Annotated in this window: 9 protein-coding genes; 8 read left to right on the top strand and 1 reads right to left on the bottom strand. The window is 71.2% G+C overall.

The window, feature by feature from the left end; translation table 11 throughout:
* The first annotated feature begins 142 nt into the window (after window positions 1-142).
* The 8 genes from EJC51_RS17090 (at window position 143) to EJC51_RS17055 (ending at window position 12,942) form a co-directional block, all read left to right on the top strand.
* Window positions 143-1,549: an FG-GAP-like repeat-containing protein gene (locus EJC51_RS17090; protein WP_126271874.1), complete on the top strand. Its 1,407-nt coding sequence runs from the start codon at window positions 143-145 to the stop codon at window positions 1,547-1,549.
* 31 nt (window positions 1,550-1,580) lie between these two features.
* Complete coding sequence (locus EJC51_RS17085) at window positions 1,581-3,041, top strand: FG-GAP-like repeat-containing protein (RefSeq protein ID WP_126271873.1); 1,461 nt, start codon at window positions 1,581-1,583, stop codon at window positions 3,039-3,041.
* Between the two features lie 39 nt (window positions 3,042-3,080).
* The gene (locus tag EJC51_RS17080; RefSeq protein WP_126271872.1) at window positions 3,081-4,604 is read left to right on the top strand and encodes an FG-GAP-like repeat-containing protein; all 1,524 of its coding nucleotides are present in this window, start codon (window positions 3,081-3,083) and stop codon (window positions 4,602-4,604) included.
* Between the two features lie 179 nt (window positions 4,605-4,783).
* A complete protein-coding gene (locus EJC51_RS17075; RefSeq protein WP_126271871.1) occupies window positions 4,784-6,334 on the top strand; it encodes an alkaline phosphatase D family protein in 1,551 nt (516 codons plus the stop codon).
* 97 nt (window positions 6,335-6,431) lie between these two features.
* On the top strand, window positions 6,432-7,613 hold the full coding sequence (locus tag EJC51_RS17070) for a hypothetical protein (protein ID WP_126271870.1): 1,182 nt from the start codon (window positions 6,432-6,434) through the stop codon (window positions 7,611-7,613).
* A 214-nt stretch (window positions 7,614-7,827) separates the two neighbouring features.
* Window positions 7,828-9,327: a bifunctional cytidylyltransferase/SDR family oxidoreductase gene (locus tag EJC51_RS17065; protein ID WP_126271869.1), complete on the top strand. Its 1,500-nt coding sequence runs from the start codon at window positions 7,828-7,830 to the stop codon at window positions 9,325-9,327.
* Between the two features lie 155 nt (window positions 9,328-9,482).
* Window positions 9,483-11,534, top strand: coding sequence for a CDP-glycerol glycerophosphotransferase family protein (locus tag EJC51_RS17060; RefSeq protein ID WP_244362676.1), 2,052 nt, complete (start codon window positions 9,483-9,485; stop codon window positions 11,532-11,534).
* A gap of 193 nt (window positions 11,535-11,727) precedes the next feature.
* Complete coding sequence (locus tag EJC51_RS17055; RefSeq protein WP_279631349.1) at window positions 11,728-12,942, top strand: glycosyltransferase family 2 protein; 1,215 nt, start codon at window positions 11,728-11,730, stop codon at window positions 12,940-12,942.
* Here the strand turns inward: EJC51_RS17055 and EJC51_RS17050 are convergent.
* Window positions 12,920-14,953 (bottom strand): hypothetical protein, encoded by a 2,034-nt coding sequence (locus EJC51_RS17050; RefSeq protein WP_165951167.1) that lies wholly within the window; start codon window positions 14,951-14,953, stop codon window positions 12,920-12,922. The genes EJC51_RS17055 and EJC51_RS17050 overlap by 23 nt on opposite strands.
* Window positions 14,954-15,052: the final 99 nt, after the last annotated feature.

Raw genomic sequence — 15,052 nt, 5'->3', positions numbered from 1 at the left:
AACGGCGGGAAAAGCCGCGGCCTACGGCAGGGCAACCAACCGCCGTTCCGGTGTGTCGTACAGGGCAGCACGGATGAGGATCTTGGGATCTCCCCGTTGATCCTCTCCGTGGTCGACTGCCCTCGCGGCCAACGGAGTTCGTATGTCCCTGCCTAGTCACAGACCCCGGCGCGCCGTCGTTGTCGCGATCAGCCTGATCGTCGCCACGTGCGGCGCCCTGCCCGCCGCCCAGGCGACCGCTCCGGCGGCCGGCGTACGGCAGGACTTCAACGGCGACGGCTACGGGGACCTCGCCGTCGCCGCGCCCTACGCGACGGTCGGCGGCAAGGCCAAGGCGGGATACGTCGCCGTCCTGTTCGGCTCGGCGAGCGGTCTGCGGACCTCCGCCAAGAAGGTCTACAGCCAGGCCTCCGCCGGCATCCCCGGCAGCCCCGAGGCCGGTGACCTCTTCGGCTCCCGGCTGGCCGCGGCCGACCTCGACGGCGACGGGTACACCGACCTGCTCGTCGAGACCCTCGCCGAGCAGTGGCAGCGGGACGGCGTCGAACACTCCGGCACCCGGACCGTGCTCTGGGGCGGCCCCGCCGGTCTCACCTCCGGCACGGTGCTGCCCGCCGAGGGCACCGGCCGCCTCCAGGCCCCGCTGACCGTCGCCGGTGACTTCGACGGTGACGGCCACCAGGACCTCGCCCGCGACGGCCGTGTCCTCCTCGGCCCCTTCGGCCGCGACGGACGCCCCGCCGCGACCCAGGAGAACGCCCCCTTCACCGACCACGACCTGCTGATCGTCGCCGTCGCCGCCGGGGACACCGACGGCGACGGGACCGACGACCTCGCGGTCATCGCCCGGGAACACGACTGGGACAGCGAGACCGACTACGGAAACTACGTCTACTACGCGCACGGCAGCCGCGAGGGCCTGCGCCCGGGCGCCCAGTTGACGGCCCTCGCCCTGCGCAGACAGGACGCCATCGCCCTCGGCGACCTCGACGGCGACGGCCGCGCCGACCTGGTCCTGGGCGAGAACGGCCTCCGTGTCGTCCGCGCGGGCCGGCAGGGCCTGCCCGACACCGCACCCCGGGTCATCACCCAGGACACCCCGGGCGTGCCCGGCGCCCAGGAGACCGGGGACGACTTCGGCTGGACGGTGTCCATCGGGGACAGCAACGGCGACGGGTACGGCGACATCCTCGCCGGCATCCCGGAAGAGGACTTCGGCGGGCTGAAGAACGCCGGGACCTTCGCCGTCGTACCCGGCGGACCGGGCGGGGCGACCGGCGCCGGCACCAAGGTCCTCAGCCAGAACACTCCGGGCGTGCCCGGCACCGCCGAGAACGGCGACCGGTTCGGCCTGAACGCCACGTTCGTCGACGGCAACGGCGACGGAAGGGCCGAGCCGGTCGTGGCATCCGTCGCCGAGAACTCCTTCGCGGGCGGCGTCTGGGTCTTCCCCGGCGGCGCCACGGCCAAGGGCTCCTTCACCTTCGGCGCCCGCACCCTCGGCACGGTCGCGAACGGGGCCCGGCTGGGCACCACGTTCCCGCGCTGACCCCCCTTTCACATCGATCAACCGGAGCACCATGAGCAAGCGCAGGCTCGCCCTCGCGGCGGCCGCGGCGGTCACCGCTGCCCTCACCGTCCCCGTGGCCGCGCAGGCCGCCGAGGCCGGGCCGGCCGCGAGCAGGCCGCACGACGACTTCAACGGCGACGGCTATCCCGACCTGGCGATCGGCGCCCCGCCGAAGACGAGCGCCGGCACGAAGCCGGGTTCGGTCACCGTGCTGTACGGCTCGGCGAACGGTCTGTCGACCTCGCGCAGGCAGGTGCTCGACGACTCGAAGGTGTACGACGAGTCGCACCCGACCGGGTACGGCACCGATCTCCAGAGCGCCGACCTCGACGGCGACGGCTACGCCGATCTGCTGTCGTTCATCCAGTGGGCGCCGGTCGACGGTGACCGGGGCAACACGGTCACCGTCAACTGGGGTGGTCCCAAGGGCCTTTCGGCCGACCGGGACAACCTCGTGCGGCTGCCCGACTCCGTCTGGACGTACGGATTCACCGTCGGGGACGTCGACGGGGACAAGCACCCGGACGTGATCACGCTGGGCAACGAGTACGGCGTCGAGGACGGCTACGGCGACGTCCTGCACGGCCCGTTCGACCGCTCCGGCAACCCCGCCCGCACCTCCACGTTCACCATCGACACCGACAACTTCCAGATCGCGCGGACGATCGCGGCCGGTGACGTCAACGGCGACGGCATCGCCGACCTCGCCGTGGGCGCCGTGGACAGCGAGGAGCCCGACTCCCGCAAGACCGCGCTGCTGCTGGGGAGTTCGCGGGGGCTCGCCGCCCCGATCTGGCTCAAGGACCCGAACGGGCGCCGCATGGGCGGCGAGGACCTGGCGATCGGCGACCTCAACAAGGACGGCTACGCCGAGATCGTCATCGGCCACTCCATGGACGTCTACGACAGCGACGTCGAACTGCCCACCAAGGGCGGCGCGTTGGGCGTCGTCTACGGCGGTCCGAACGGCGTCTCCACCACCCGCAAGCCGGTGTGGATCAACCAGGACACCGCCGGCGTGCCCGGCGCGGGCGAGCGCGGCGACGGCATGGGCACCGGACTGTCCATCGGCGACACCGACGGCGACGGCTACCAGGACGTGGCGACCGGCCTGCCCGGTGAGGACCTCGGCACCCTCGCCGACGCGGGCAGCGTCCTCGTGCTGCGCGGCGGCGCCCACGGTCTGACCGGCACCGGTGCCAAGACCTTCCACCAGAACACCACCGGTGTCCCCGGCACCGCCGAGAAGAACGACCGCTTCGGCACCGCGACGACGCTCGTCGACGCCGACGGCGACCACAAGTACGGCCTGGTCGTGGGCGACCCGGCGGAGAACGCGAACAACGGTTCCGTGTGGGTCTTCGCCGCCACGTCCGGCGGCATCACCGCGAGCCGCTCCTTCACGTTCGGCGCGGCCACGGTGGGCGTGACACCGACGGGGGCACGGTTCGGGACGTCGCTGGGGGACTGACGGCGTCGACAGCAACGTAGGACGACAGGGGAGGGCTTGATGAGGGGACGCAGGGGCAGATGGGGCGCGGCGGTCGCCGTGGTCCTGGCCGTCACCGGGGCCGCGGTCCCGGCGGCGGCGGACTCCGCGACCACGACCGCGCGGCTCCAGGACGACTTCAACGGCGACGGGTACGCCGACCTCGCGGTGGCCGCGCCGGCGGCGACCGTGGGCGGCAAGGCCAAGGCCGGGTACGTCGCGGTGCTGTACGGGTCGAAGAACGGGCTGACCACCACGGGCCGGAAGGTGTTCACGCAGAACACCGCGGGCGTGCCCGGCAGTGCGGAGGCGGGCGACGGCTTCGGCTCCGCGCTCGACACCGCCGACCTGGACGGCGACGGCTACGCGGACCTGGTGGTCGGCGTGGGAGGTGAGGACACCTCGGCCGGTGTCGACACCGGGCTCGTCGAAGTGGTGTGGGGCGGCGCCCACGGGCTCGCGGGCGGCGCGTCCGTGGCGAGCGGGAAGGCGTACGACCAGCTCGGCGCCAAGGGCCGGCTGACCGTGGGGGACGTCGGCGACGACGGCTCCCCGGACGTGGTGACGGTGGCGAACCAGCACGATCTGCGGGTCCTCAAGGGCCCGTTCGCGCGCTCCGGCGCGTACGGCGGCGAGGTGCTGGTGCCGGACCGGTACGACAGCCGGGTCCTGGACCTGGCCACCGGTGACGTCAACGGCGACGGCCGCACCGACGTCGTCGGCGCCGAGAACGACGCCGACGAGTTCGACTCGCGCCGGGTCGTGTACTGGCTCGGCAACGGGACCGGGCTCAACCCGTTCACGCTGGTGTACGACATCGACGGCGCCGGGCTCCAGGGCGGCGAGAGCCTCGACGTCGGGGACGTGAACCGGGACGGCTACGACGACATCGTGGTGGGCCGGGCGATCGACGGCTACGACAGCGACCACGACGCCTATCTCGCCAAGGGCGGCCGGATCGCCTGGATCCCGGGCACGGTCGGGGGACCGGACGGCGTGCAGGCGCAGTTCCTCAACCAGGACAGCCCCTCCGTGCCCGGCACCGCCGAGAAGGGCGACCGGTTCGGCACCGACGTGCAGCTCGGGGACGTCGACGGGGACGGCTGGCTGGACGTCCTCACCGGGGTGCCCGGCGAGGACCTGGGCACCCCCACCGACCCGGATGCCTGGCCCGACGCGGGTGCCGTGGTCGTGCTCGCCGGCCGGGCCGACGGGCTGACCGGCGTCGGCTCCCACCAGGTGGTCACGCAGGAGACCGGCAACGTGCCGGGCACCGCCGAGAAGGGCGACGCGTTCGGCACGGCCGTCCACCTCGGGGACGCCAACGGCGACGGGCTGGCCGACGCGGCCGTGGGCGCGCCGGGGGAGAACGCGAACACCGGGTTCGTGTGGACCTTCCGCTCCCGGGCGTCGTACGTCGTCGAACCGGGCGGGGTGCCGCTGCCGGCGACGATCGTGGCACCCAACGGCACGACGGCCTTCGGCAACACGCTGCTGGGGACGACGGCGACGGGGGCGCGGCTCGGGACCGGGTTCGCCTCTTGAGCGGAATCGTCTGATCATCCCTCAGACCCGTTGCGGCCACGACGAGTTCGTGTGCCGTGACGGGTCTTCTGTTGTCTGCCCAGTTGTCATGTGCGGGCATCCCGGCGTTCAGCGGGTGGACCGCCCCGGCGCATGAGCTTCCTGTGTCCATGAGGCCAGTGAGGCAAGGGAGTTCGCTGATGACCGGAGCTGTTTCGCCCGACCGCCGCCGCTTTCTGACCGCCGGAGCCGCCGTGCTCGGCGCCGCCGCCTCCGCCCAGCTGTGGCTGCCGACCGCCGCCCGGGCAGCCGAAACCCCCCTGCCCGACGGGGTGTTCAGCCTCGGCGTGACCTCCGGTGACCCGCTCCCCGACGGCATCGTGCTGTGGACGCGGCTCGCCCCGGACCCGCTGAACGGGGGCGGCATGCCCGACCGCGCGGTCCCCGTGGAGTGGGAGATCGCCGAGGACGAGCGCTTCAGAAAGTCCGTCCGCCGCGGCGTCACCCAGGCCCGGCCCGAGTACGGGCACAGCGTTCACGTGGATGTACGGGGCCTGCGCCCGGGCCGTGCGTACTGGTACCGCTTCCGCACCAGCGGCCAGCTCTCCCCGGCCGGCCGTACCCGCACCGCCCCGCACCCGCACAGCAAGGGCGGCAGCCTGCGCGTCGCGCTCGCGTCCTGCCAGAACTGGCAGCACGGCTACTTCACCCCGTACGCCGACATGCTCGCCCAGGACCCCGACTTCGTGCTCTTCGTCGGCGACTACATCTACGAGTCGACGCCGTCCTCGACGGGTGTACGCCGCCACGAGGGCACCGGTGAGCCGTACAGCCTGGTCCAGTACCGCAACCGCTACGCCCAGTACCGCAGCGACCCCGACCTCGCCGCGATGCACGCGAACGCGCCCTGGGTCGTCACCTTCGACGACCACGAGGTCGACAACGACTTCGCCGGCGAGATCCCGCAGGACCCCGACAAGCAGACGCACGACGCCTTCGTGGCCCGGCTGACCGCGGCCTACCAGGCGTACTACGAGCACATGCCGGTGCGCGCGACCTCGGTGCCGAACGGGCCGCACATCCAGATGTACCGGCGCCTGGAGTTCGGCCGGCTGGCGCGGCTCAACGTGCTGGACACCCGGCAGTTCCGCAGCGACCAGGCGACCACGCAGGAAGGCGCCCAGGACCCGTCACTGACCATGCTCGGCGCCCGGCAGAAGGAGTGGCTCCTCGACGGGCTGCACGACTCCCCGGCCCGCTGGAACCTCATCGCCTCGCAGATCATGATGGCCGAGACCGACCTCAAGATCGGCGAGGGCAAGCTCTGGTACTACGACGCCTGGGACGGCTACCAGGCCGAACGCAACCAGCTCATGCGGGAGTTCACCGACGTCCGCAACCCGGTCGTCTTCACCGGCGACCGGCACCTGACGATGGTCAGCGACCTCAAGGAGGACTTCGCCGACCCGGACTCCGACGTCGTCGGCGCCGAGTTCGTCGGCACCTCCATCTCCAGCAACGGCGACCAGGACCAGGCCGCCTTCCACGCCCAGTGGGACCCGCTGATGGCGGACAACCCGCACTGGAAGCTGCTCGACGCCCACCGCGGCTACCACCTGTTCGACATCGACAAGCACGGCATCGACGCCCAGGTGAGGGTCGTGGACACGGTCCGGCAGCCGACCGCGACGGCGAGCACGCTGGCCGCGCTGCGGGTGGAAGCGGGACAGCCGGGCGTCGAGCTCGCCTGACCGGGGGTGAATCCTGTGTGACGGGAGCCTGGGGCTCAGCTGGGTCCCAGGTCTCCCTCAGCACGGCCCCAGGAACCCCTCCTACCGTCCCGTGACCATGGAGACGGACTGTACGAGAAGCCCCGAAGGCGTCCCGGCGCTGCCCCCGGGCACCCGCCTGCTGCACATCGGCCCCCACAAGACCGGCACCACGTCGATCCAGGGCGCGCTGTTCGCCGCCAAGGACCGCCTCGGCGTGCACGGCGTCCTGTGGCCGGCCGCCACCCGGCACCCGATGGAGGCCGTCCTCGCGGCCTGCGCCCGGCCCGGGATGATGGGCGACGCCGGGCCCAGCGAGAAGCAGTGGCTGCGCCTGGTGGCCCGGGTGAACGGCGCCGGGCGGGCCGTCACGTCGGTCATCAGCAGCGAGTTCTTCGCCGACGCCCCCGACGACGCGACCATCGGGCGGATCGTGGCGCAGCTCGGCGGCGACCGCGTGCACGTCCTGGTCACCCTGCGCCCGCTGGCGCGGATCATGCCCTCGCAGTGGCAGCAGTACGTGCAGAACGGGCTGCGCATGGGCTACGAGGAGTGGCTGGAGCACATGCTCCGCAAGGCCCCGTACGACAAGCCCAACCCCAGCTTCTGGCACCGGCACCGGCACGACCGGCTGGTCGAGCGCTGGGTCGGGGCGGTCGGCGCCGAGCGGGTCACCGTCGTCGTGGTCGACGACCGCGACCGCGACGGGCTGATGCGCACCTTCGAGCGGCTCCTCGGCCTCCCGCGGGGCCTGCTCCGGGAGGTCCCCGACACCGCGAACCGCTCTCTCACTCTCGCCGAGACCGAAATGCTGCGGAATCTTAATAAGGAATTCCGCGGCAATGGACTCCCCGACGAGCTGTATTCCAGGCTGGTGCGGCACGGCGCGGTGATGCATATGAAGAACGCGTGCACTCCGACCCCGCAGGACGTGAAGATCCGCACCCCGCGGTGGGCTGTCGAGGCCGCCGCGGAGATCGGCGCCGGGATGGCGCGGCGCATCGGCGCGACGGGCGTGCGCGTCCTCGGCGACCCGGCGCTGCTGTCCGCCGTGCCGAAGCCCGGCACCGAGACCCTCGCGGAACCGCGGATCGCTCCCGAGGTGGCCGCTCGGGCCCTGTACGGGGCACTCGCGGCAGCCGCCGCCGCGCCGATCCGGAACACCGCCCCGGTCACGTCCCGGACCGTGCACCAGACCTCGTCCAGGGAACTCGTGAAGGTGCTGGGACACCGGTGTCTGAAGCGGCTGCGACGCCGCTGAGCGGTACCGTCGTCACCCACAGCAATACATAACTCCTGTGGAGTTACTCACAGCAATTCCAGGGTGCTCACCACAACGGTCTCCTCAATCACCAGGAGTACAAGGTGAATGACAGGTGGCGCGCACATATGCGGCGGACGGCGCTCACCTTGCACTGCGGTAACCCCAAGTGGGACCATTTCCACGTTCCCTGTCGCCCCGAGGTAGGTCACCTGTGTCCCAGCACATCGCCAAGCCCCGTACCACCGCAGTGATCCTGGCCGGCGGTACCGGTCAGCGCGTGGGTCTCTCGATCCCCAAGCAGCTGCTGAAGATCGCCGGCAAGGCAGTCATCGAGCACACCCTGACCACCTTCGAGAACGCCGACTCGATCGACGACATCATCGTCCTGATGGCGCCGGGCTACGTGCCGGACATAGAGAAGATCGTGGCCAAGGCCGGGTTCACGAAGGTCAAGAAGATCATCGAGGGCGGTTCCACGCGGAACGAGACCACCGAGCGCGCCATCGAGGCGCTCGGCGAGGGCCTGGCCGACGGCGAGGACCTCAACGTCCTGTTCCACGACGCCGTTCGCCCCCTGCTCTCGCAGCGCGTCATCGACGACTGCGTGGTCGCGCTGGAGCGCTACCAGGCCGTCGACGTCGCCATCCCGTCCGCGGACACCATCATCGTGACCCGCACCCACGGCCAGGACGGCGAGTTCATCACCGAGATCCCGGACCGCTCCCGGCTGCGCCGCGGCCAGACGCCGCAGGCCTTCAAGCTGTCCACGATCAAGCGGGCCTACGAGGTCGCCGCCGGCGACCCCAACTTCCAGGCCACGGACGACTGCTCGGTCGTGCTCAAGTACCTGCCGGACGTGCCGATCCACGTCGTCGCGGGCGACGAGTACAACATGAAGGTCACCCAGCCCGTCGACGTCTTCATCGCCGACAAGCTCTTCCAGCTGGCCTCCACCGCCGCGCCCGAGCAGGTCTCCGAGGAGGCCTACCGCGAGCTGCTGACCGGCAGGACCATGGTCGTCTTCGGCGGTTCGTACGGCATCGGCAAGGACATCGCCGAACTCGCCGAGTCCTACGGCGCGAAGGTCTACGCGCTGGGCCGCTCCACCACCGGCACGCACGTCGAGAACCCCGAGGAGGTCGACGACGCGCTGTCCAAGGCGTACGCCGAGACCGGGCGCATCGACTACGTCGTCAACACCGCCGGCGTGCTGCGCATCGGCAAGCTGGCCGAGACCGACAACGCGACCATCGAGGAAGCGCTGAAGGTCAACTACCTGGCCCCGGTGCAGATCGCCCGTTCGTCGTACAAGTACCTGTCCGAGACCAAGGGCCAGCTGCTCCTCTACACCTCCAGCAGCTACACCCGCGGCCGCGCCGAGTACAGCCTCTACTCCTCCACCAAGGCCGCGATGGTGAACCTCACCCAGGCCCTGTCCGACGAGTGGGCCGGTGACGGTATCCGGGTCAACTGCGTGAACCCCGAGCGCACCGCAACTCCGATGCGCACCAAGGCCTTCGGTCAGGAGCCGGCCGGCTCGCTGCTGTCCTCCGAGGTCGTGGCCCGTACGTCGCTGGACGTCCTGCTGTCCGAGCTGACCGGACATGTCATCGACGTCCGCCAGCAGGACCCGACCGCCGCCGCGGGCAAGGCCTCCGGCTTCGAGCAGGCGCTGGCCTCCGTTCTGGACCGTCAGGACGGCGTGGCATAATCAACTGCAATTAGACATCTGTTATTCAGGCCTCTGTGTCTGCCCGTTATCGGAGCATTCGCAGGGGCCTGAATCAGTACCTCTCGCGAATTCCTCACATTTTCGCCGCACCACCGAACAAAACCGGCACTCCCCCTCCAAGAGCAGGTTCCTCCGTGATAACCAGAGCCATTCGCGTCGCCCGGGTGGGCAGTGCGGCCGAGCTGGCCGCGGCGGCCCTCATGATCCTGGGCTTCCCTGTGCTCATGCTGGCCGCGCTCGTCCCGAGCGTTCCCGCCTTCGCGGCCGCGGCCGCAGTGACGTACCTGGCGGACCACTATCTGCATCGCAAGAGCAGCTATCTGATCAACCGCCTGAGCAAGGTGCGCGCGGGTCTGTCGATCCGCTTCCTGATCCGGCAGCTGCTGTTGATCCTGCTGCTGGCTCGCCTGGATCTCGCGGACGGCATCGTCTTCTACGGCGCGGTCGCCTGCTTCATCGCGTTCTACGGCCTCCAGGCCCCGCACGGCGCCCTGGTCACCCTGATCCGCAACCGCCGCCGGATGCCGGTCGCCACCCGTAACGTCGACCTGGCCGCCCGGATCCGCATCCCGGACGCCCCGCCGCGCCGCCTGCTCAACCGCTCCGCGGAGAAGATGCTGCACCTCGACCTGTTCGCCGTCGTCGGCGTGCTGGTCTCGGGGTTCATGGACGACAGCCTCGCGGCGTTCATCGGCATCGGCGCGACGATAGGGCTGGGCACCCTGTACGTCCTCGCCCTGATGCCGTACGTCCGCGGCAGCAAGATCCCGCCGAACGCGGAGAAGGTCCTGGCCGCCGTCGACGACTGGCTGGCCGGCTACCGGCCCGAGACGGTGCTGTACTTCTCCGGCTCCAAGGACTCGGCGTACCAGGTCAACATGTGGCTGGAGACCATGGAGCAGCTGGACTCCAAGCCGCTGATCATCCTGCGTGAGCGGGCGATACTGAACAACCTGGCGCCGACCACGGTCCCCGTCATCTGCGTGCCCGGAGGGGTGCACCTGATGAACATGGACCTGTCGACCGTGCGCGTCGCGCTGTACGCGGCGAACGTCGGCAAGAACATCCACCTGCTGCGCGTCCCGACCATGAAGCACGTCTTCATCGGCCACGGCGACAGCGACAAGCTGGCCAGCGTCAACCCGTTCAGCAAGGTGTACGACGAGGTGTGGACCGCCGGCCGCGCGGGCCGCGACCGCTACGCCATCGCCGACGTCGGTGTCCGCGACGACGACATCGTGGAGGTCGGCCGCCCGCAGCTGGCGCCGATCCAGACCTGGCAGGGCGTGCCCGACGGACGTATCCCGACCGTCCTGTACGCGCCCACCTGGGAGGGCTGGGACGGCAACCCCGGCAACACCTCCCTGGTGCTGGCCGGCGAGAACATCGTCAAGAAGCTGATCAAGGCCGACCCGCCGGTCCGCATCCTGTACAAGCCGCACCCCTTCACGGGCACGGTCAGCAAGGAGGCGGGCGCCGCGCACGCGCGCATCACCGCGCTGGTCGAGAAGGCCGCCGCCGAGCGCGCCACGGACCCCCGCTTCACGGCGGACGCGACCGCCCAGGCGCAGGCCAAGGCCGAGCTGACCCGCATCGAGGCTCGGATCGCCCAGCTGGCCGGCAACGGCGGCGAGAAGGGCGACGAGGCCGAGGCCACCCGTGACGGCCTGGTCGACGTGGCCAAGCACGAGGAGATCGCCCGGCTGCGCGCCGAGTGGAACGCCGCCTACTGGCGCTCCTTCGGCACCCACGAGCACCGCGTCATCACCGGCGCCGAGCCGCGGCTGTACGACTGCTTCAACGTCTCCGACGCGATGGTCTCCGACATCTCCTCCGTGGTCTCCGACTTCATCGCGAGCGGCAAGCCGTACGCGGTGACGGACTCCGCGGAGCTGGGCGTGGAGGAGTTCAAGCGGCAGAACACGGCGGTGCGGGCGGCCACGATCCTGTCCAACAGCGCCGCCGAGCTGGGCGAGCTGCTGAGCGCGGTCCGCGACCCCGCGGGCGACCCGCTGGCCGAGGACCGCAAGGAGCTCAAGCAGTACCTGCTGGGCCCGGACGAGCCCACGTCCATCGAGCAGTTCAACACCGCGGTGGCGGACCTGGCCCGCAAGGCCGACACCCGCAACGTCGGCCAGGAGTCACGGGCGGCGGCCTCAGCCGCGGAGGCCGCGACCACGGCCTGACCCAGCGCCTGGCCCATTCGGCCCAGGGCCCGGTTTTCGAGGAGTGATTCTCGAAAACCGGGCCCTTTTGCGTATCTGAGGGGGGAACGGTCGTTGTAGTCCGTGACCTGCCTCACAAAGGCCATGCACAAAGACAACCGCTTACGCCATTCGACCGTCTGACTGAATGTGAATATGAGGATACGGGGGAAATGTGACCCAGCCTGATGTGACCGTGGTCATCGGCGCCTACGAAGCGATGCCCTACCTCGTCGAGTGCCTCGCCTCCGTCGAGGCCCAGACCCTCGACCACGCCCGCATCGAGGTCATCGCGGTCGACGACGGCTCCACGGACGGCACGGGGGAGTGCCTGGAGCAGTTCGCGGCCCGCGTCGACATGCCGGTCACCGTCATCCGCCAGGACAACTCCGGCGGCCCCAGCGGCCCGCGCAACGTCGGCCTGGACAAGGCCGCCGGGCGGTACGTGTTCTTCCTCGACGCCGACGACCGGCTCGGCCCCGAAGCGCTTCAGCGGATGGTCGCGATGGCCGACCGCAACGGCACGGACGTGGTGCTCGGCCGCGTCGAGGGCATCAACCGCAAGCCGCCGCAGTCCATGTGGGGGCGGACGCTGGAGCGCACCGACGTCTGGTCGTCCAACATCAAGTTCACGCTGAGCGCGCAGAAACTGTTCCGCCGCGAGCTGCTGAACCGTCACAGCATGCGCTTCGACGAGTCGCTGTGGACCGGCGAGGACGCCCTGTTCACCATGGAGGCCTATCTGCGGGCCGACGGCGTCTCCCTCATCGACGACTACACCTGCTACTACCTGGTGGGCCGCGAGGACGGCAAGCACGTGACGAGGAGCGGGAGTTACACCCTGCGCTTCGACTCCGCACGCGCCCTGACGACCCTCATCGCCGACATGCTCCCGCCGGGCCCGCGCCGCGACATGCTCATGGTCCGCCCGTTCGTCGTCACCCTGCTCCCGCAGTTCGGCCCCAAATACCTCAAGGACAGCGAGAAGGTACGACGGCACAAGTTCGAGCTGGCGAAGCCGCTGCTCGACGCGTACTGGACCGACGAGGTCGCCCGCCGGCTGCGGGTCGAGGAGCGGCTGCGGATGCACGCGGTGGCCGAGCAGCGCCCCGAACTCCTCCTGGACCTCCTGGAGTTCCAGCGGGCCAAGAAGGAGCCCGAGGCGCTGCTGGAGAAGCGCGGCCGGCGGGTGTACTTCGCCTACCCGCACTTCCGGGACACCGCCGTCGGCATCCCGGACGCCCTCTACCTCGCCGAGCCCCGCGAGGCCCGCGCCGTCCCGGGCTACCGGGAGGGCGGGCTCGACTCGTTCATGCGACGGGCGGTGCGCAAGGCACGCCGGGCGCTGCCGTCGCGGTCCCGGGACGTCAGGCCGGCTGCGGCGGCGTGACGGCGGACGGGTCCTCGGCCGGCCGGGGCGCGGGGATCTCCGCGGCCAGCCGCTCGGCCATCCGTACGCGGTGCTCCCGCGCCGCCGAACACAGCGCCTGCACGGCCGCGTTGAAGCGCTCCTGCGAGGACGGCTCGTCCGGCCCCAGCAGATGCCGCTTCAACTCGGCCCGCGCCTCGGCGAGTCCGTCCTTCTCCGGATGCCGTACGGCGTCCAGCAGCCCCGGCACCCCCGCCGCGTCCGGCGTCAGCACGGTCGCCGCCCGGACCGTCGGGAAGGCCTCCCGGAAGGCGTCCTCGCCCAGCCCGCTGGTGTTGGCCACCGCATAGGGCTTGCCGCTCGCCAGGAAGTCGCTGACGACGCTCGACACATCGCTGACCAGCAGATCGGCCCGGTTGAAGCACGCGTACAGCGCGGGCCGGGTACCGGTGACGATCTGGTGCTCCCACTCCGGCAGCGAGGCCCAGTACGCCGCCTCCCAGGCCGCCGTGGCCCGCTCCACCGCCCTGGCCCGCCCCCGCGGCGGCGCGGACTGGAGCAGCATCCGCTCCACCGAGTCGGCGCTCGTCCGGAAGTCGGCGGTGGTGAGCCGGTCCAACTCCTCGGTGCACCGGGCCAGTTCACCCCCGGAGGCGGGTCGCGCCCCGGACCGCGCCCGGTTGGCGGCCCGGATCAGCTCCCGGATGCGCAGATCGGCCGCCCCCGCCCGCGGATCCACCGACCCGGTCAGCGGATGCGGCTTGTACAGCAGCCGTACGCCGGGATCGGCGAGCAGCGCCCGTACGAGGTTCTCGCCGGCCTCGATGACGGAGGTGTTGCCCGGATTGCCGTCCCAGCCCTCCCAGGTGGGCGCGTACAGGACGGTGGTGTACGTGCCCTTCGGCGGGCCCGCGTACGGCCGTACGGCCGCCAGCTGCGGCCGGCCGATCTCCCGCACCTCGCGGTCGTCGACGCCCACCTCGGCCAGCGCGTAGCGCTCCCGCGCCGCAGGTCCCGCCACCCACACCTCGTCGTACGCCTTCGCGTACGGGTTGCACGAGGACAGCTTGTCGCTCTCGCCGTGGTTGACGAACGTGTGCTTGAGGGTGGGGATGCGCAGCACCTGGGAGGTCTTGCCGGAGTTCGACGGGTGGATGAGGACCTGGAGCGTGGAGTGCTCCAGGCGCATCAGGGTGGTGACCTTGGGCAGGCAGATGATCGGCACGTCGGTCGCGGCGATCTTCTGCACCATGAAGCGCTCGCGCAGAATGATGACCGGCCGCCCGTCGAGCTGGGCGAGCGGCTCCAGCCACATGTTCGCCTGGTAGGCCGAGGACGCGCCGCCGGAGAAGTACAGGCCGACGGTGGGCCGGTAGTCGGCCAGCCAGGCGTCGAACCAGTCGAGGACCTGCTGCTCGCCCGCCGGGCGACGGCTCGGCAGCAGCCGCAGCAGCAGCTCGCCGAGGCCGAGCAGCCCCAGAACGAGGGAGACCGCGAGCCCGCCGGCCGCGGCGGCCGGGTGGTCGGTCGCCGCCGTGGCCGCCAGGCCGAAGGTCGCGGGCAGCCCGAACACCAGCAGCCGGTGCCCGGGGCGGCGCAGCAGCAGCGCGGGCGGGGCGGTCGACAGGCGGAGCGCGGAGGCGTCGATGTTCCGGGTCACCACCGGCAGCGTGCGGGTGCGGCGGACCAGGACGGAGACCGCCTGGATCGCGCAGTGCAGGGCGTAGAAGAGCAGCAGGGCGGCGACGATCGGGCCGTACACCCCCTCCCGGTCCTGCTCGCCCACCCGCAGCAGCCCCGCCACCAGCAGCAGGTCCCGCAGGACGTGCCGGACGGTGATGTCCGCGTGCGACTTGGCGAACACCGTCGCCATGCCCCGCTGCCAGCGGTGCAGCACGCCCTCCCCGGCGACCGAGGCGGCCGTCGCGGCGAGCAGCAGCGGTACGTCCGGGACGAAGGCGGCGACGGCCTGGGCGGCGATGGCGGAGGCCAGCAGGGCCGTGACGAGGACGCGGGGCGCGGCGCGCCGCAGGGGCAGGCGCCTGCGCCGCGGGCGGCTCTTGGGGCTGTCGGTGGCGGAACGCTTCAGCGGGCGTCTGAGGCGGAGCAGCCGGGGTCGGCGGAGTCTCTT

The sequence above is a fragment of the Streptomyces aquilus genome, assembly GCF_003955715.1.
GTDB classification, from domain to species: domain Bacteria; phylum Actinomycetota; class Actinomycetes; order Streptomycetales; family Streptomycetaceae; genus Streptomyces; species Streptomyces aquilus.
Note: the sequence above shows the minus strand (reverse complement) of the source record. Positions and strands in the feature narration are given on the sequence as shown.

Coding starts and splice junctions, on each gene's coding strand:
- EJC51_RS17090 (WP_126271874.1), top strand. CDS start 143: ATGTCCCTGCCTAGTCACAGACCCCGGCGCGCCGTCGTTGTCGCGATC.
- EJC51_RS17085 (WP_126271873.1), top strand. CDS start 1,581: ATGAGCAAGCGCAGGCTCGCCCTCGCGGCGGCCGCGGCGGTCACCGCT.
- EJC51_RS17080 (WP_126271872.1), top strand. CDS start 3,081: ATGAGGGGACGCAGGGGCAGATGGGGCGCGGCGGTCGCCGTGGTCCTG.
- EJC51_RS17075 (WP_126271871.1), top strand. CDS start 4,784: ATGACCGGAGCTGTTTCGCCCGACCGCCGCCGCTTTCTGACCGCCGGA.
- EJC51_RS17070 (WP_126271870.1), top strand. CDS start 6,432: ATGGAGACGGACTGTACGAGAAGCCCCGAAGGCGTCCCGGCGCTGCCC.